The sequence below is a fragment of the Aquariibacter albus genome, assembly GCF_014145335.1.
GTDB classification, from domain to species: domain Bacteria; phylum Pseudomonadota; class Gammaproteobacteria; order Burkholderiales; family Burkholderiaceae_C; genus Aquariibacter; species Aquariibacter albus.
The window spans coordinates 167114-183286 of the sequence record NZ_JACIVI010000005.1 but is presented as its reverse complement, the minus strand read 5'-3'; the positions used below and the strand labels follow the sequence as shown (position 1 = coordinate 183286).

General features: G+C 71.0%; 15 protein-coding genes. 5 read left to right on the top strand and 10 right to left on the bottom strand.

Going from position 1 to position 16173, the window contains the following annotated elements; genetic code table 11:
• The first annotated feature begins 57 nt into the window (after positions 1 to 57).
• Positions 58 to 597 (top strand): adenine phosphoribosyltransferase, encoded by a 540-nt coding sequence (locus H4F90_RS13205; RefSeq protein WP_182665344.1) that lies wholly within the window; start codon positions 58 to 60, stop codon positions 595 to 597.
• A gap of 13 nt (positions 598 to 610) precedes the next feature.
• On the opposite strand, the gene H4F90_RS13200 is transcribed toward H4F90_RS13205, so the two are convergent.
• The 10 genes from H4F90_RS13200 to H4F90_RS13155 all read right to left on the bottom strand — a co-directional run bounded on the left by H4F90_RS13200 (position 611) and on the right by H4F90_RS13155 (position 11878).
• Entirely contained in the window at positions 611 to 1309 is a 699-nt protein-coding gene (locus H4F90_RS13200; protein ID WP_182665342.1) for a CAAX prenyl protease-related protein, read from the bottom strand.
• A gap of 33 nt (positions 1310 to 1342) precedes the next feature.
• Positions 1343 to 3100, bottom strand: coding sequence for an MFS transporter (locus tag H4F90_RS13195; protein ID WP_235972207.1), 1758 nt, complete (start codon positions 3098 to 3100; stop codon positions 1343 to 1345).
• 143 nt (positions 3101 to 3243) lie between these two features.
• Positions 3244 to 4206, bottom strand: a complete 963-nt coding sequence (locus H4F90_RS15815; RefSeq protein WP_220486168.1) for a PEP-CTERM sorting domain-containing protein — start codon at positions 4204 to 4206, stop codon at positions 3244 to 3246.
• A 228-nt stretch (positions 4207 to 4434) separates the two neighbouring features.
• Positions 4435 to 5319: a 23S rRNA (adenine(2030)-N(6))-methyltransferase RlmJ gene (locus H4F90_RS13185; protein WP_182665337.1), complete on the bottom strand. Its 885-nt coding sequence runs from the start codon at positions 5317 to 5319 to the stop codon at positions 4435 to 4437.
• An 85-nt stretch (positions 5320 to 5404) separates the two neighbouring features.
• Complete coding sequence (locus tag H4F90_RS13180; protein ID WP_182665334.1) at positions 5405 to 6220, bottom strand: ChaN family lipoprotein; 816 nt, start codon at positions 6218 to 6220, stop codon at positions 5405 to 5407.
• Positions 6217 to 6801 carry an MOSC domain-containing protein gene (locus H4F90_RS13175; RefSeq protein ID WP_182665333.1) on the bottom strand — a complete coding sequence of 195 codons (585 nt, stop codon included), beginning with the start codon at positions 6799 to 6801 and terminating at the stop codon, positions 6217 to 6219. The genes H4F90_RS13180 and H4F90_RS13175 overlap by 4 nt, the downstream gene beginning before the upstream one ends.
• A 16-nt stretch (positions 6802 to 6817) precedes the next feature.
• Positions 6818 to 7039, bottom strand: coding sequence for a zinc-finger domain-containing protein (locus H4F90_RS13170; protein WP_182665331.1), 222 nt, complete (start codon positions 7037 to 7039; stop codon positions 6818 to 6820).
• A gap of 43 nt (positions 7040 to 7082) precedes the next feature.
• Positions 7083 to 8006, bottom strand: coding sequence for a branched-chain amino acid transaminase (locus H4F90_RS13165; protein ID WP_182665329.1), 924 nt, complete (start codon positions 8004 to 8006; stop codon positions 7083 to 7085).
• 69 nt (positions 8007 to 8075) lie between these two features.
• A complete protein-coding gene (locus tag H4F90_RS13160) occupies positions 8076 to 9959 on the bottom strand; it encodes an ABC transporter substrate-binding protein (protein WP_235972194.1) in 1884 nt (627 codons plus the stop codon).
• Entirely contained in the window at positions 9956 to 11878 is a 1923-nt protein-coding gene (locus H4F90_RS13155; protein ID WP_235972193.1) for an ABC transporter substrate-binding protein, read from the bottom strand. The genes H4F90_RS13160 and H4F90_RS13155 overlap by 4 nt, the downstream gene beginning before the upstream one ends.
• Before the next feature lie 187 nt (positions 11879 to 12065).
• On the opposite strand from H4F90_RS13155, the gene H4F90_RS13150 reads away from it, so the two are divergent.
• The 4 genes from H4F90_RS13150 to pqqA all read left to right on the top strand — a co-directional run bounded on the left by H4F90_RS13150 (position 12066) and on the right by pqqA (position 16025).
• Positions 12066 to 13004 carry an ABC transporter permease gene (locus H4F90_RS13150; RefSeq protein WP_182665327.1) on the top strand — a complete coding sequence of 313 codons (939 nt, stop codon included), beginning with the start codon at positions 12066 to 12068 and terminating at the stop codon, positions 13002 to 13004.
• Positions 13001 to 14050: an ABC transporter permease gene (locus tag H4F90_RS13145; RefSeq protein WP_182665325.1), complete on the top strand. Its 1050-nt coding sequence runs from the start codon at positions 13001 to 13003 to the stop codon at positions 14048 to 14050. Before H4F90_RS13150 ends, H4F90_RS13145 begins: the two co-directional genes overlap by 4 nt.
• Positions 14050 to 15786, top strand: coding sequence for an ABC transporter ATP-binding protein (locus H4F90_RS13140; RefSeq protein ID WP_182665323.1), 1737 nt, complete (start codon positions 14050 to 14052; stop codon positions 15784 to 15786). The genes H4F90_RS13145 and H4F90_RS13140 overlap by 1 nt, the downstream gene beginning before the upstream one ends.
• A 164-nt stretch (positions 15787 to 15950) precedes the next feature.
• Entirely contained in the window at positions 15951 to 16025 is a 75-nt protein-coding gene (gene pqqA / locus H4F90_RS13135) for a pyrroloquinoline quinone precursor peptide PqqA (RefSeq protein WP_182663041.1), read from the top strand.
• The last annotated feature ends 148 nt before the right edge of the window (positions 16026 to 16173 follow it).

Genomic DNA, 16173 nt, shown 5'->3' with positions numbered 1-16173 from the left:
CTGCCGCCCCCTGTTTCCCGCCGCCCGCCGCGCGGCCCCGCCCCACCCGAGCCCGCCATGGACGACCGCGACCTGATCCGCCAGACCCTCCGCACCGTGCCCGACTGGCCCGAGCCGGGCGTGCAGTTCCGCGACATCACGCCGCTGCTGCAGAACCCGCGCGTCTTCCGCGTGCTGATCGACCAGTTCGTGCACCGCTACTTCGATGCGCGGCCGGACGCGATCGCCGGCATCGACGCGCGCGGCTTCATCCTCGGCGCGGTGCTGGCCTACGAGCTCAACATCGGCTTCGTGCCCATCCGCAAGAAGGGCAAGCTGCCCTTCGACACGGTCGAGGAGTCCTATGCGCTCGAATACGGCGAGGCCACCGTCGAGCTGCACACCGATGCCGTCAAGCCCGGCGACCGCGTCGTGCTGGTCGACGACCTGATCGCCACCGGCGGCACCATGCTCGCCGGCAAGAAGCTGCTGGAGCGCCTGGGCGCCACGGTCATCGAGGGCGCGGCCATCGTCGACCTGCCCGAGCTGGGCGGCAGCACGCGGCTGCGTGCCGAGGGCCTGGCGCTGCACACCCTCGTCAGCTTCGACGGGCACTGAGGCCCGCCGCGGCTCACCAGTACTGCCAGGCGCCCTGCCGGATCACCCAGAGGCCGAGCACGCCATTGGTCACCGCATGGGCGGCCACGGCCGTCCACAGCTTGCCCGTCTGGCGGTAGAGCAGTGCGTAGGCAAGGCCGGCCAGCACGGCGGCCAGCCATTCGGTGTGGGCCAGGGTGAAGACGCCGGTCGACAGCAGCACGGCCCGCGCGCCGACCGTGCGCGCCTCGACCTGCAGGAAGTCGGCGCGCTCGATCCAGCGCATCAGGTAGCCGCGCCAGAACAGTTCCTCCATCAGTGGCACCACCAGGGCCGCGCCGGCCCAGCGCAGCGCGATCAGGCCCCATTGCAGCTCGCCGGCCGCATCGCGGGCGCGGAAGCCGGCGCTGGGCTCGCCGAGTCGCATCCAGGGTTCGTCCAGGCCGATCCAGAGGCCGAAGACCGCCAGGCCCACCCCCACGGCCAGGCCCCAGTCCCGCGCCGCCATGCGGGCGGCCGGGCCGCGCAGCTCGCTGTAGTGGCGCCAGGCCCAGGCCAGCAGCAGCGCGGCCAGGCCGGCCTGAACCCCGTAGAGCAGGCCGCTGACGGTGGCCACCGGCAGGCCGGCCACCAGGCCCTCCTCGGGCAGCTGGCCGCGCAGGGCCAGCACGAGCATGAAGGCCGCGAAGGGCAGGATGCGGGCGCGGGCTTCGGGCGAGAGGGGCAGGGCCATGGGCAGGGGGCAGGGGGGTCGGACGCGTCGGCTTCAGTCTGCCAGCCCGACCCGCGGATCGGATGACGTGCGGATTTCGAGGCGCAGCCGGAGCACCGCCCCCAGCCGCAAGCCCGTGGCGCGGTCGGTGGTCCGGGTCTCCCGCAGCAGGCGCATCGATGTCAGCGCGCCCTGGTGCGCGCGCTGCAGGGTGTCGGCGGCCTCGTCCGCCCCGAACACCGCCAGCAGCTCGCCCTCGGCCAGCAGCCGGGCCGCCCGGGCCTGCAGTGCATCGTCCAGCTGCAGCCGGCCCTCGACCACCGTGCCGCCCAGGGCGCCGGCCTGGCGCAGCAGGCGACCCAGCAGCGGTCGCGCGAGCCAGCGCGCATCCACCAGGCAGCGCACCGGCCGCGGCCCCAGGGCCTGCAGCAGCAGCGGCCCCAGCGGGCCGAGCGCCGGGGCCCGCAGCAGGGCCGGGCCGGTGGCGGGCAGCTGCTCCGCACCGTCGACCTGCAGGCGCTGCAGCCCCCGCGCGGCCCCCAGCACGGCCAGGCGCAGCAAGTAGTCCGGCACCCAGACGAAGACCGCTCCGGCCACCAGCGCATTCAGCAGCGCGGTCGCGAGAAAGACCTCCGGCAGGCTCGCCCCCGCCGCCAGCAGCGCGCCGCCGAGCAGGCTGCTGGCGATCATGAACAGCGCGTTCAGGATGTTGTTGGCCGCGATGATCCGTGCGCGGTGGCTGGGTGGCGAACGCAGCTGGATCAGGGCATACATCGGCACGCTGTAGAGCCCGGCGGCCGCAGCCAGCAGGGCCAGGTCGGCCAGCACCCGCCCGCTGCCGGGCCGGGCCAGGAAGCCGGCCAGGTCCTGCAGGGGGCCGGGGCTCAGCCCGCGGGTGGCCAGGTAGAGGTCGATGCCGAAGGCGCTCATGCCGACCGCCCCCAGCGGCACCAGGCCAATCTCCACCTGATGCCGGCTCAGGCGCTCGCAGAGCAGGGCGCCCAGGCCGACGCCGACCGAGAACACGACCAGCAGCAGCGAGGCCACGCCCGCGTCACCGCCCAGCACCGTCTTCGCGAAGGCGGGGAACTGGCTCAGGAACACCGCACCGTAGAACCACATCCAGGAGATGCCGAGCAGCGAGCGGAACACCACCTTGTCGCTGCGCGCCTGCTGCAGATTGCGCCAGGTTTCGGTCAGCGGATTCCAGCGGATCCGCAGGCCGGGTTCCGGTGCGGGGGACGGGGGCACGCGCTGCGCGCTCCAGCGCCCCAGGGCCGCCACGCCCAGGCAGGCCCCGGCCACCGCCAACGGCCCCTGCGGCCCGTCGATCAGCAGGCCGCCGGCCAGGTTGCCGAGCAGGATGGCGACGAAGGTGCCCATCTCGACCATGCCATTGCCGCCGGTCAGCTCCTGCGGACTCAGGTGCTGCGGCAGGTAGGCGAACTTGACCGGGCCGAACAGCGTGGAATGCAGGCCCATCAGGAAGATGCAGGCCAGCAGCAGCGGGAGCTGCGGGGCCAGCAGGCCCCAGGCGGCCAGCGCCATGATCAGCAGCTCCAGATCCTTGACCCGCCGCATCAGCGCAGCCTTCTCGTACTTGTCGGCCAGCTGCCCGCTGGTCGCCGAGAACAGCACGAAGGGCAGGATGAAGAGCGCCCCGATCACCAGCCCGACCATCGCCGGCGGCAGCCAGTCGAGCTGCAGCCGGTAGGTCAGCAGCACAGTCAGGGCGAACTTGAACAGGTTGTCGTTCGCCGCCCCGGTGAACTGGGTCCAGAAGAAGGGCCCGAAACGGCGCTGGCCCAGCATGGCGAACTGGCGAACGGGAGCCAAGCGAACAAGTTCCTGGGGTCGAACGAACATCAAGAAAAAAGCCCGCTGCAGCGGGCTTTCATCAATCGATAGGAATGCGAGCGAATCAACAGCCGCGAACGCACCCTTGCACTACTGACTCAAGTTCGAGCGTTGACCTTGCGCCTACGGGACAGCGCCATCAATACAGCCATGCCGCCTAGCATCAACGCGTAGGTCGAGGGCTCGGGTACAGGTGCCGAAATCGTCACCGCCTTAGCGTAGGCGTACGAGTGCCCCATGATCAGCTCAATGTCTCCAGTTATTCCCGCCGCCGTGAGGCCCAATGCCGTAACGAGGCCGTCAACATCGACGGAGAGGTGGAGGGCGTTCGTGGCGACACCGCAGCTAAAGGTCGCAGCAGCACAGCCGCTGGTCAGAACACTGGTGTCGTCGTCAATGAAGAACAGCTGTTCGTTGAGTACAAGCTTGACATACGCGTCCAGATCAATGGCCGCGAGGCCGGCACCCAGAGACAGGTTCAGCGGGCCAAGCGCTAGGGTGGTGTTCGGCGCCAAGCTCAGGCTGATGGGTACGCTGACCCCGAGCACTGACAGCGACAGACCCGCAATGTTCGCATCAGCCAAGCCGGTTAGGCTGCCGAGTGAGGTTGCCGAAGTCGTGTTCACGGCGACTGTGGCTTCTGACTCCAGAACGCCTAAATTCAGCGAGAGAAGACCGAGCACGTTCACGCTCAGGTTCTCGATCGCGCCGTAACCCGACACCGTCTGGTAGCCCGGGAAGGGCGACGGGCTGAGGAAATTGCCACCGCCCACGAAAGTGGTCAAGCCGGGGACCCCAAGTGATACGTTCAGAGGCAGGATCGAATTGATGACCGACGCGATGGTCGGGGCGATCAAGCCCGATGCAGTGGCCGATCCGACCAGCGTCACCGCGTTGTGTGCAGTTGAACCCGAGTAGGGACTGGTCCCAGCACCGTTGTATGCACCGAGCGGGCCACCCGTTCCAACGCTCAGGGTCAACGTTTCGCTCAATACAACGCCTTTGAGCGAAGCATCAAGGTCAATGCCATATCCACCCGATGCAGCATTGCTGATCTCCACTGCAGACTGAGCAAGCCCCATTGAGCTCAGCAGGATTGAGCCCGCAAGCAATTGCCTAATCAGAGGCGTAAGTTTGAGCATAGGTGCCCCGCGAGAGAAGAAATGAAGGCATAGGTAGCCTGACACCCTCATTCTTCTTTCACACGCGTCCTCGCACCATCCCCGATCCCAGGGGCAAAAGCGCCCAGGATGTGTCAAAAAGCACCTTGTTGCGACCCAGAAGCCGCCTCAGACCGCCCGGTGATCCAGGACATAGCTCGGCGTGTCGGTCTGTGCCAGGGCGGCGGCCAGCCAGGGCAGGCTGGTCTTCAGGGCCTCGTGCAGGGTCCAGGGCGGGTTGACCAGGAAGACGCCGCTGCCGGCCAGGCCGAAGCCCTGGGCATCCGGCGCCTGCACGGTCAGCCGGGCATGCAGCCAGCCCAGGGGCTTGCCGCCCGCGCCGGCCTTGCCCAGGGCCTCGATGGCGGATTTCAGCCGCCGCGGCAGCTCGGCCGCCTCGACCCGCTGCACCTGCGGGTACCAGACCAGGATCACCGTTTCCGGGAAGCGCTGCAGCGTCTCGCGCACGGCGGCCAGCACCTTGGGGTAATCACCGCGGGTCTCGTAGGACGGGTCCATCACCAGCACCGCGCGGCGCGAGGGCGGCGGCAGGTGGGCGCGTGGCGCGGCGAAGCCGTCGGCCCGGTGCACCCGGGTCAGGCGGCGGTCGATCTGGTGGCGGGCCAGGGATTCGACATCGGTCGGATGCAGCTCATAGAGCATCAGCGGATCGTCCTCGCGCAGCAGCATGCGCGCGATCTCCGGCGAGCCGGGGTAGCGCCCCAGGCCGCCGCCGGGGTTGAAGGCCTGCAGCAGCTCCAGGTAGCGCTCGACCGCCTCGGGCGGCTTGTGCCGCGCCTTGTGCGCCAGCACGCGGTGGATGCCGAGTTCGGCCTCGCCCTTCTTGCGCGCCTCGGCACTGCCCAGCGAGTAGGCGCCGGCCCCGGCGTGGGTGTCGATCAGGGTGTAGGGCCGCGGCTTCTGGTTCATGTACTGGAGCACCTGGACGAGCACCAGGTGCTTCAGCACATCGGCATGGTTGCCGGCGTGGAAGGCGTGTCGGTAGGCCAGCATGGTGGAGATCCAGAAAAAGGGAAGCAGGCGGGGGCGGGGGCCGCCCGCTGGTGGACCGGGGCGGTCCGGCGGAAAGCGGCGGGCCTCAGCCGCGCGGGGCGCGCAGCTCGGCGCAGGGATCGGCCGGCCGGTCGAGGGCCGGGGTCGGCCACAGCCGGTCGTAGCCTTCGGGGGGGAGGGCGTCGGCCGGCTGGCCGGCCGCCATGCGGACCGATTCCGTCCGGCCGTCGCGCGGCAGGTGCAGTGGCACGCCGAGGCGCTGGTCGACGTGGTAGTTGCCGGCCACCAGCAGCACGACCTTGCCGGGCTCGCGCAGCCGGACCAGGGTGTCGGCCATGGCCAGGTCGCGGGCGATCTGGATGCGCGTCATGCCCGGCAGCTGGGCGGAGGGCAGCAGGTCGCAGTGGTGGGCGCGCACATCGTCCTGCAGCCGGGCGCGCAGGCCCTCGGGCACCCGGCCGTCGAGCGTGGCATCGCCCATGGCCTCGCGCATGCGGCTGCGCGGCAGGTTGGCGCCATGCACCGGCACGCCGGCGCGCACGGCGGCCATCACGATGCGGCCGTAGTGGGTCCAGGGCCAGCCCTTATCGTTCCAGGCCAGCGCTTCGCGCACGCGGGCTTCGTCCGCCTCGCGCGGCAGGCCGGAGCTGCTGCGGCCGGCTTCGACCATCTCCAGCGCCAGCGCGGCCAGCCGGCCCTGCGCCGCCAGGCGATCGACCACCTCGGCCGACAGCTGCTGATGCGCCAGGGCGTCATGCTCCTCGCCGAGCAGCAGCCAATCGGCCCGCGGCCAGTCGGCGGCCAGGGCCGGCAGCTGGCCGGCCTGGGCGGCCTCGGCCAGGCCGAGCAGCAGGGCGAGGCCCGGCAGCAGGGCGGCCGCGCGGCGCGGCAGCGGGCTCATCGGTGCTTGATCCGCACGGCGAGGAAGAGCTCGCGGATCGTCACCTGGCGCGGGCCGGGGACGATCTCGAAGCTCTCGCCCGCGGCGATCGTGCCGGGCTCGCGCACGGCCAGGTAGAAGCCGCAAGTGCCGGACTGCACCATCATCTTGGCGGCCTGCTTGAAGCCCATCACCGCCTCGAACTTGAAGCAGGGCTGGCGTGGTTCGCTCACCGCCAGCGTGCAGTCGGGGAAACGCAGCAGGTCGCCGATGCAGGCCTCGGCCTCCAGCAGGCCGGTGATCGTCAGATTCTCGCCCATGGCGCCGTGCGGCAGGGCCTCGCCCCAAGCGGCGGCGCCGGCTTGGGCACGCATCGTCTGCCACAGCGGGTAGTGCTCGGCCGGGTAGGCGTAGACGGCCTTGGACAGGCCGCCGTGCACGGACAGATCGGCCTGCTCGTCGCCCGCCAGGCCCAGGGGCTGAACCGCCACGCGGTCCGCCATCGGGCGCTTGCGGATGCCGCTGAGCACGCTGCGGCCGCCGGCCAGCAGCGGTGCGGCGCCCGCGACGTTGACGCTCAGCAGCTGGCCGGTGCTCGCCATCGCGTGGCCGTCGCGCTCAGTGGTGGCCGTGCAGCGTCTCGCCGGCCTTCAACCGGTAGACCGTGCCGCAGTAGGCGCAGCGCGCTTCGCCGGTCGAGGCCACGTCCAGGTAGACGCGCGGATGGTTGCTCCACAGCGGCATCTTCGGGTTCGGGCAGAAGACGACGCCGGGGCCGTGCAGGTCGGCCGCGCCGACTTCGACGACGGCCTTCGGGTCGGTGGAGGTGGCGGTGCTCATCGGGGCGTCTCGAACGGGGGGAGGGGAAGGGAAGCGGCCGGGCTCAGACCGGGCTCAGCCACTCGGCGTACTTGGGGTTGCGGCCGTTCACGATGTCGAAGAAGGCCGACTGGATCTTCTCGGTGATGGGGCCGCGCGAGCCGATGCCGATCTCGAGGCGGTCGAGCTCGCGGATCGGCGTGACTTCGGCGGCGGTGCCGGTGAAGAAGGCCTCGTCGGCGATGTAGACCTCGTCGCGCGTGATGCGCTTCTGCACGATCTCCAGGCCCAGGTCCTTGGCGATGTGGAAGATGGTGTTGCGGGTGATGCCGTTGAGGGCACCGGCCGACAGGTCGGGCGTGTAGATCACGCCGTTCTTCACCACGAAGAGGTTCTCGCCCGCGCCTTCGCTGACGAAGCCGGCGCTGTCGAGCAGCAGGGCCTCGTCGTAGCCGTCCTCGGTGGCCTCGAGGTTGGCCAGGATGGAATTGGTGTAGTTGCTCACCGCCTTGGCCTGCGTCATCGTGATGTTGACGTGGTGGCGGGTGTAGCTGCTGGTCTTGACGCGGATGCCGCGCTTGAGGCCTTCCTCGCCCAGGTAGGCGCCCCAGTGCCAGGCTGCCACCATCAGGTGCACCTGCGCGCCGCGCGGGTTCACGCCCAGCTTCTCCGAGCCCAGCCAGACCAGCGGGCGGATGTAGCCGCTCTTCAGGCCATTGGCCTTGACCACGTCGAGCTGGGCCTGCTCGACCTGCTCGATCGAGAAAGGCACCTTCATGCGCAGGATCTTGGCGCTGTTGAACAGGCGCTCGGTGTGCTCGCGCAGGCGGAAGATCGCCGGGCCGTTCACCGTGTCGTAGGCGCGCACGCCCTCGAAGGCGCCGCAGCCGTAGTGCAAGGTGTGGGTGAGGACGTGGACCTTGGCGTCGCGCCACTCGACCATCTGGCCGTCCATCCAAATCTTGCCGTCACGGTCGTGCATCGACATGGGAAACCTTCCGAAACCTGGAAAAACGCCGGATTGTAGGGAGGCGGCCGGCGGCTCCCTGCCGTCGGCTCAGCCAGCCGCCCCGCGGCGCGCCATGTCCACGTCCAGGTGCTGCCACTGGTCCAGCCAGAAGGTCGGCCGCTTGTAGCCGGTCAGCCAGGGCTGGCTGAGGTCGGTCGCGATGCGGTGCACATTGAACTTGTAGGGCATGTAGGCCAGCAGCAGGCGGTTGGCCTCGCGGAACAGGGCCAGGCGCTCGGGGCCGTCGGGCAGGGCACCCATCTTGCGGAAGACCTCGTCGAAGGCGTCCAGCTTGAAGCGCGCCAGGTTGCTGCCGCCGGCGCCGGGGCCGAAGCCGCGTTCCAGCGCGTCCTGCCCGTCGGGCGAGCTGGCGCTGGAGCCCAGGCCCCAGATCATCAGGTTGCCGGCCCGCGCGGCCTTGAGCTGCTCGGGCCACTGGCCGATGCGGAAGGCCGTCTTCAGGCCCAGCGCGTCCATGTTCTTCTTCCACAGCTCGTCGAACTGGCGCGAGATCGCGTCGCTCTGGGTGGCCACCTCCAGCGTCAGGGCCTGGCCATTGGGCTGGCGGCGCCAGCCGTCGCTGCCGCGGCGGTAGCCGTAGAGGTCGAGCAGGGCCTGCGCGCGGGCCGGGTCGAAATCGCTGTTCTCGGTCTTGAGGTGCTGCTCGTAGCCGTAGGTGTTGGGCGCCAGCCCGGCCTGGGCCGGCACGGCCTGGCCGCGGCGCACGATCTGGATCTCGCGCTTGAGGTCGATGCCCAGGCCGATCGCGCGGCGCAGCGCGACCTTCTCCGGCGCCAGGCCGCCGATCAGCGGATGCTCCATGTTGAACATGGTCATCGTCACGTCCGAACCGATGTTGCGCTGCATGCGCATGCCGCGCTTGGCCAGGTTGGGCGCCAGCACGCCGTTGGGCACGGCCTGGGCGATGAACTCGCCGGGCACGGCCGACAGGTCGAGCTGCCCGTTCAGGAAGGCCAGCCAGCGCGGCTGGGTCTCCTCGATGATGCTGATCTCGACCCGGTCGACGATGGGCAGGCGCTTGCCCTTGAGCGCCGCCAGGATGGCCTGGCCCTCGGCGTCGTCGGCATTCGGCTCGGCCTCGTAGACCATCTCGCGGAAGCCCGGGTTGCGCTTGAGCTCGATCAGCGAGCTGCGCCGCCAGCGCCCCAGCACGAAGGGCCCGGTGCCGACCGGGTGCGCGCTCAGCTCCTCGCCGTAGCGCTCGACCACTTCGCGCGCCATGCCGGGGAAGAAGCCCAGGGTGTAGAGGAAGCGCGGCCGCGACTCGGCCAGCCGGAACTGCAGCACATGGCGGTCGAGCACGCGCAGGCCCTCGACCGGCGCGTCGTAGTCGAAGGGCGTCTTGTCCTTCAGGGCGCGCTCGCGCAGCGCGTCCAGGCCGAGCACGCCCTCTTCCTTCAGGCTCGCATAGCCGGGGCTCTTCCAGCGCGGATCGAAGTAGCGCTTGAAGCTGTAGGCGTAGTCGGCCGCGGTCAGCTCGCGGCGCTTGCCGCCGAAGGCGGCGTCCTCGGCGAAGAAGATGCCGGGGCGGATGCGTACCGTCCAGGTCCTGAAGTCGTCCTCGGCCACCGGCATGCCCTCGGCCGTCCGCGGCTTGACCTTGAAGGGCCGGGCCAGGTGGTCGTAGCCGTAGAGGCTTTCGAACACATGCGCGCAGACGGTGTGCGAGTACAGGTCCGAGACCTGCACCGGGTCGAAGCCCGTCTCCCCGGCATTGAAGGCCAGGCGCAGCAGCTTCTCGGTGGCGGCCCGGGCCTGGGCCGAGGCGGAGCCCGTCATCGACAGGCCCAGGCCGCCGGCCGGCAGGGCCAGGGCCGCCAGGGCCTGGCCGGCCTGGCCCAGCAGGGCACGCCGGCCCGGGTCGGCGGCTTGGGGGACGGGGATCGGCTCGGGGGGAAGGACAGGGCTCATCGCGGGATGTCCGGCTCGCGGTCGACATGGCGCCAGAAATCGCTGGCGAACGGGTGTGGACGGTAGCCGATCAGCCCCGGCCGTGTCAGCGCCGTGTTGATGCGGTGGCTGCTGGCCTTGTAGGGCAGGTAGGCCACGGCCAGGCGCTGGGCCTCGTGCATCAGGGCCGCGCGTTCGGGGCCGTCGGGCAGCACGGCGATGCGGGCCTGCAGCGCATCGAAGGCCGGCAGGCGAAAGCGCGCCATATTGGCTTCGCCGGCATTCGGGCCGTAGAGCAGGTCCAGGAAGTAGGCGCCATCCGGCGTGGCCGCGCCCCAGGCCACGCCCCACATCATCAGCTTGCCGGCGCGCGAGGCCTTGAGGTTCTCCGGCCACTGCGCGATGCGGAAGTCCACCCGCAGGCCGACGGCATCGAGCCGCTTCTTCCACAGCTCGCGGATCAGGCGCGAGGTCTTGTCCGGCTGGCTCGCGAACTGCAGCAGCAGCGGCCGGCCGTCGGGCCGATCGCGCCAGCCGTCGCCGTCGCGGTCGCGCCAGCCATAGAGGTCGAGCAGGGCCTGCGCGCGGGCCGGGTCGTGGCGGCTCATCTCGCTGCGCAGGGCCGGCTCATGGCCGCTGACGCCGGGCGGCAGCAGGCCCTGGGCCGGCTGGGCCTGGCCCTGGCGCACCAGGGCGATCTCGGCCGCACTGTCGTAGGCCAGGCCGATCGCGCGGCGCAGCGCCACCTGCGCAGGGGCCAGGCCACCGACCACCGGATCGTCCATGTTGAAGTAGACGAAGGTGGTGTCCACGGCCGGCGCGCGCTGCAGGCCGATGCCCTGCCGCGCCAGGTGCGGGGCCAAGCGCTCGCCGGCCAGGGCCAGCGGCACGAATTCGGGCGGCAGCCGTTCCAGCAGGTCGAGCTCGCCGTTCAGGAAGGCCAGCCAGCGCGGCTGGGCCTCCTCGATGATGCTGATCTCCACCCGGTCCAGCAGCGGCAGGCGGCGGCCGCGCAGGCGGGCGGCCAGGGCCTGGCCCTCGGCATCGTCGGCGGCTGGCTGCGCGTCCCAGCGCTGCTCGCGGAAGCCGGGGTTGCGTGTCAGCACGATGCGCGAGCTGCGCCGCCAGTCGCTCAGCCGGAAGGGCCCGGTGCCGACCGGATGGGCCATGACCGCGTCGCCATGGCGCTCGACCACCTCGCGCGCGACCGCACCGCTGACCGAAGGGTCGGCCAGGGTGTAGAGGAAGCGCGGCGCCGGCCGCGCCAGGCGGATTTCGAAGCGGTAGCGATCGAGCACGCGCAGGCCCTCGACCGGCCGGTCGTAGTCGAAGCGCCCGCCGGGCTTCAGCGCCTCGGCGCGCAGCGCGTCCAGGCCCAGCAGGCCGGCGTTCTCGAACAGGAAGAGGCTGGGGCTCTTCCAGCGCGGGTCGTAGTGCCGCTTGATCGCGTAGACATAGTCGGCAGCCAGCAGCTCGCGCGGCCGGCCGCCGAAGGCCGGATCGTCGGCGAAGAAGGTGCCTGGCTGGAGCGTGACGAGGAAGCGCGTGTGCCCGGCCGAGACCTCGGGCATGGCCGCCGCCGTCTGCGGCACCAGGCGGGCCGGCCGCGCCAGGGGGTCGTAGGCCAGCGGCGCCTCGAAGATGTTGGCGACCACCGTCTTGCTGTAGAGGTCCGCCACCTGGGCCGGGTCGAAGCCGGTCTCGGCCACCGGGAAGGCATAGCGCAGCACGCGCGGCGGGCCGGCGGGATCGGCGGCCTGGGCCGCCTGGGCAGGGGTATCGACCGTGGCTGCCCCCGCCAACCCCGCCGCAAGCGCCAGCGCGGCCAGGCCTGCCGCCGCCCATCCCATCGCGCCCCCTCCGGCTCCCGGCCGCAAGGCCCCCGCCCCCCGGGCAGGGGCCGCGGCCGGCAGCAGGCGCAGGGCGGGCAGCGGGATCATGGTCAGTGGGGCGGGCAGGGCAGGCAGGGAAGGCAGCCGGATCGGGCCGTGCGCAGTCTAGGAGGCCCCCCGGGCAAGTGCGCTGCGGGGGCATGGGCCGGCGCCCTAGACTCGCGCGGCGTTTGCCCGGCCGGCCTGCGCCTTGCGCGGCGCCGGCGCCCCCTCCCTCCCGACCCCTGCGCTTGCAATGGCCGCCTACCTGATCCGGCGACTCTGGCAGATGGTGCCGACCCTGTTCGGCGTCGTGCTGCTGGTCTTCCTGCTCTTCAAGGGCTTCGGCGGCGACCCGGCCGAAATCCTCGGCGGTCTGAACGCCACGGCCGAGCAGGTCGATGCGATCCGCCAGCAGCTGGGCCTGAACGAGCCCTGGTGGGTGCAGTTCGGCCTTTACCTCAAGCAGATCGCCACCTTCGACTGGGGCAAGAGCTGGGCGACCGGCGAGCCCGTGGCCGAGCTCTTCAGCAGCCGCCTGCCGGCCACGCTGACGGTGATGGTGCCCATCCTGATCCTGGAGACGCTGCTGGCCATTCCCTTTGCGCTGGGCATTGCCTACCTGCGCGGCTCGCTGACCGACCGCATGGTGCTCATCGTCACCACCGTGGCCCTGTCGATCAGCTTCCTGGTCTATGTGATCGTCGGCCAGTACCTGTTTGCCTTCAAGCTCGGCTGGTTCCCGGTGCAGGGCTGGAGCGACAGCCTGGCGACCAATCTGCTGCAGTACGCGCCGCTGCCGGTGCTGCTGGCGGTGGCCGTCAGCCTGGCGCCGCAGACGCGGCTCTACCGCAGCTTCTTCCTCGACGAGATCGGCCAGGACTATGTGCGCACCGCCCGCGCCAAGGGCCTGGCCGAGCCGCAGATCATGGGCCGGCATGTGATGCGCAACGCCATGATCCCCATCCTCACCAATGTGGCGGTGGGCCTGCCGGGCATCTTCGTCGGCAGCTTCCTGATCGAGGCCTTCTTCTCCATCCCCGGCCTGGGCCGCGAGGTGCTGCTGGCCGTCAACCGCAGCGACTACCCGGTGATCCAGGCCTTCGCGATCTACATCGCCTTCATCACCATGCTGGTCAACCTCTTCACCGACCTGCTCTACAAGTGGGTCGATCCGAGAGTGGTTCTGAAATGAGCGCCGCCTTGTCCCCTTCCCCTGCCCCGGCCGCTTCCCGCTCCGAGGGCGTGTGGGCGGCCGGCTGGCGGCGCTTCCGGCAGGACCGGGTCGGCCTGGTCTGCCTGGCGGTGGTGCTGGCCTTCCTGCTGCTGATCGCTGCCTCGCTGCTCGGCCTGGTGGCGGCTGACTGGCAGGCCGAGCGCGCCGTGCCGAATGCGCCGCCCACCGTCCTGGGCCCGGCCGTGCGGGCCGAGGCCAGCGGTATCCCGCAGCCCGAGGGCCCCAACGTCGACCTCAGCGACATCGACCCCCTGGCCCCGCGCTATGCCGAATGGGCCGAGGCCGCCAAGGCCTACCAGACCGCCGACACCGTCAAGGCCGAGACCCTGCCCTTCGGCGCCGACCGCCTGGGCCGCGACGTGCTGGCCAAGGCCATCAAGGGCGCGGAGATCTCGATCTTCGTCGGCCTGTCCGCCGCGCTGCTGGCCACCCTGATCGGCACCGTGCTGGGCGCCGTCGGCGGCTTCTTCCGGGGCCGCGTCGACGATGCGCTGGAGTGGGTCTACAACGTCTTCACCGCCATCCCCGGCATCCTGCTGATCTTCGCCTTCGCGGCCATCGTCGGCCGGGGCGTCAGCTCGGTGGTGCTCATCCTGGGCCTGGCCGGCTGGACCGGCATCTACCGCCTCGTGCGGGCCGAGTTCATGAAGCATGCGGTGCGCGAGTACGTGCGCTCGGCCGAGGCCATCGGCGCCTCGGCCGGCGCGCGCATGTTCCGCCACATCCTGCCCAACATCGGCCACATCGTGCTGGTGCAGCTCAGCGTGCACGTGGTGGGCTTCATCAAGGCCGAGGTCATCCTGAGTTACCTGGGCCTGGGCGTGGGCGTGGACCAGGTGAGCTGGGGCACGATGCTGTCGGAATCGCAGAGCGAGCTGCTGCTCGGCTTCTGGTGGCAGCTTGCGGCGGCCACGGCCTTCATGGCCGTCTTTGTCACCGCCTTCTCGCTGATGACCGATGCGCTGCGCGACGCGCTGGACCCCAAGCTCCGCGGAGCCGAGTGATGAGCCTCCCCCCTCTGCTGCAGATCCAGGACCTGCAGGTCCGCTTCCGCCTCGGCCGCGGTGACACCGCGCGCTGGACCGAGGCCGTCGGCCGCGGCGGCCAGGGCGTCTCCTTCGACGTGCCGGCGCACTGCACGGTGGCCCTGGTCGGCGAATCCGGCTCGGGCAAGAGCGTCACCGCCATGTCGCTGCTGAACCTGCTGCCCGACAACGCCGAGCGCCGCGGCTGCGTGCGCTTCGAGGGCCGCGACCTGCTCCAGGCCCCGCCGGCCGCGCTGCGTGCCCTGCGCGGCAAGGACATCGCCTGCGTCTTCCAGGACCCGATGTCCTCGCTGAACCCGGTGATGACGGTGGGCGCGCAGATCGTCGAGGTGCTGCGCCTGCACCTGGGCCTCTCGGCCCGGGCGGCGCGGGGGCGTGCGGTCGAGCTGCTCGCCGAGGTCGGCCTGCCCGAGCCGCAGCGCCGCGTCGAGGCGCACCCGCATGAACTCTCCGGCGGCCAGCAGCAGCGGGTGATGATCGCCATGGCGATTGCCTGCGAGCCCAAGCTGCTGATCGCCGACGAGCCGACCACTGCGCTCGACGTGACCATCCAGCGCCAGATCCTGGAGCTGCTCGCCCGGCTCAAGGCCGAGCGGCAGATGAGCATGCTCTTCATCAGCCACGACCTCGGCGTGGTCGGCGAGATCGCCGACCAGGTCGTCGTGATGCGCCACGGCACCGTGCGCGAGCAGGGCCCCGTCGGCCCGATCTTCCGCGCCCCGCAGGATCCCTACACCCAGGCCCTGCTGGCCTGCCGCCCGCCGTTGATCGACCCGCCGGCCCGGCTCATGGTCATCGACGAGCACATCGCCGCCGAGGCCGCCAGGGCCCGCGGCGAGGCCGCCGCCGCCGCCCGCGCGCATCGCGCGAAGGACCCGGCCGCGCCCGTGGTGCTGGAGGTGCAGGACCTGCACAAGGGCTTCTGGCTGCCGCAGGGCGTCTTCGGCCGCAAGCTCTTCGAGGCGGTCAAGGGCGTGAGCTTCACCCTGCGGCGCGGCCACACCCTGGGCATCGTCGGTGAATCCGGCTCGGGCAAGACGACCACCGGCCTGGCCCTGCTGCGCCTGCACGAGGCCAGCGGCGGCCCGGTCCGCGGCAGCGCGCGTTTCCACGGCCAGGAGCTGCTGAGCCTGTCCAAGGCCGACTGGCTGCCGATGCGGCGGCGCATCCAGATCGTCTTCCAGAACCCCTATGCCTCGCTGAACCCGCGCTTCACCATCGGCGAGACGTTGATGGAGCCCATGCGCATCCACCGCCTGCACGGCGACGAGGCCGGCCGCGAGGCCCGCGCCCGCGCGCTGCTGGCCCGCGTCGGCCTGGACGACAGCGCCTGGGGCCGCTACCCGCACGAGTTCTCCGGCGGCCAGCGCCAGCGCATCGCCATCGCCCGCTGCCTGACGCTGGAGCCCGAGCTGCTCGTGCTCGACGAGGCCGTCAGCGCGCTCGACGTGAGCGTGCAGGCCCAGGTGCTGAACCTGCTCAAGGACCTGCAGGACGAACTGGGCCTGGCCTACCTCTTCATCAGCCACGACCTGGCCGTGGTGCGCTTCATGGCCGACGAGGTGCTGGTGATGAAGGACGGCGCGGTGGTCGAGCAGGCGCCGGTCGAGCAGCTCATGGCCGCGCCGCGCGAGGACTACACCCGCCGCCTGCTGGGGGCGGTGCCACGCGGCCTGGCGGCGCAGGCGGCCTGAGCCGGCCCCGGCCCGGTGGTCCGCTCAGCCCATGATTTTCTGGAGCCCCGATTCATGCCGCGGGGCCTGATGCCGCGGGCCGGTCCCCGGCACAGTGCATGTCACGCCGAGGCCGTTCCGGACCTGGCGCCTTGAACCTCCCTCACCCTTTCAGGAGACTCACCATGCAATGGACCGCCCCCCGCGCCACCGACCTGCGCTTCGGCTTCGAGATCACGATGTACGTCTCGGCCCGCTGAGCCGGTGCAGGGCAGGGACCGGCCGCAGACGGTCCCCGCCTGCTGGAGAAAGCCCGCTTCGGCGGGCTTTTTTCATGCCGTGACGGGCCGAACTGCCGGCCTATTGCCCGCTTCTTCAGTCGATGGATGGGCGCGGCTCCAGGGTTGA

Coding starts and splice junctions, on each gene's coding strand:
- H4F90_RS13205 (WP_182665344.1), top strand. CDS start 58: ATGGACGACCGCGACCTGATCCGCCAGACCCTCCGCACCGTGCCCGAC.
- H4F90_RS13200 (WP_182665342.1), bottom strand. CDS start 1,309: ATGGCCCTGCCCCTCTCGCCCGAAGCCCGCGCCCGCATCCTGCCCTTC.
- H4F90_RS13195 (WP_235972207.1), bottom strand. CDS start 3,100: ATGCTGGGCCAGCGCCGTTTCGGGCCCTTCTTCTGGACCCAGTTCACC.
- H4F90_RS13185 (WP_182665337.1), bottom strand. CDS start 5,319: ATGCTGGCCTACCGACACGCCTTCCACGCCGGCAACCATGCCGATGTG.
- H4F90_RS13180 (WP_182665334.1), bottom strand. CDS start 6,220: ATGAGCCCGCTGCCGCGCCGCGCGGCCGCCCTGCTGCCGGGCCTCGCC.
- H4F90_RS13175 (WP_182665333.1), bottom strand. CDS start 6,801: ATGGCGAGCACCGGCCAGCTGCTGAGCGTCAACGTCGCGGGCGCCGCA.
- H4F90_RS13170 (WP_182665331.1), bottom strand. CDS start 7,039: ATGAGCACCGCCACCTCCACCGACCCGAAGGCCGTCGTCGAAGTCGGC.
- H4F90_RS13165 (WP_182665329.1), bottom strand. CDS start 8,006: ATGTCGATGCACGACCGTGACGGCAAGATTTGGATGGACGGCCAGATG.
- H4F90_RS13160 (WP_235972194.1), bottom strand. CDS start 9,959: ATGAGCCCTGTCCTTCCCCCCGAGCCGATCCCCGTCCCCCAAGCCGCC.
- H4F90_RS13155 (WP_235972193.1), bottom strand. CDS start 11,878: ATGATCCCGCTGCCCGCCCTGCGCCTGCTGCCGGCCGCGGCCCCTGCC.
- H4F90_RS13150 (WP_182665327.1), top strand. CDS start 12,066: ATGGCCGCCTACCTGATCCGGCGACTCTGGCAGATGGTGCCGACCCTG.
- H4F90_RS13145 (WP_182665325.1), top strand. CDS start 13,001: ATGAGCGCCGCCTTGTCCCCTTCCCCTGCCCCGGCCGCTTCCCGCTCC.
- H4F90_RS13140 (WP_182665323.1), top strand. CDS start 14,050: ATGAGCCTCCCCCCTCTGCTGCAGATCCAGGACCTGCAGGTCCGCTTC.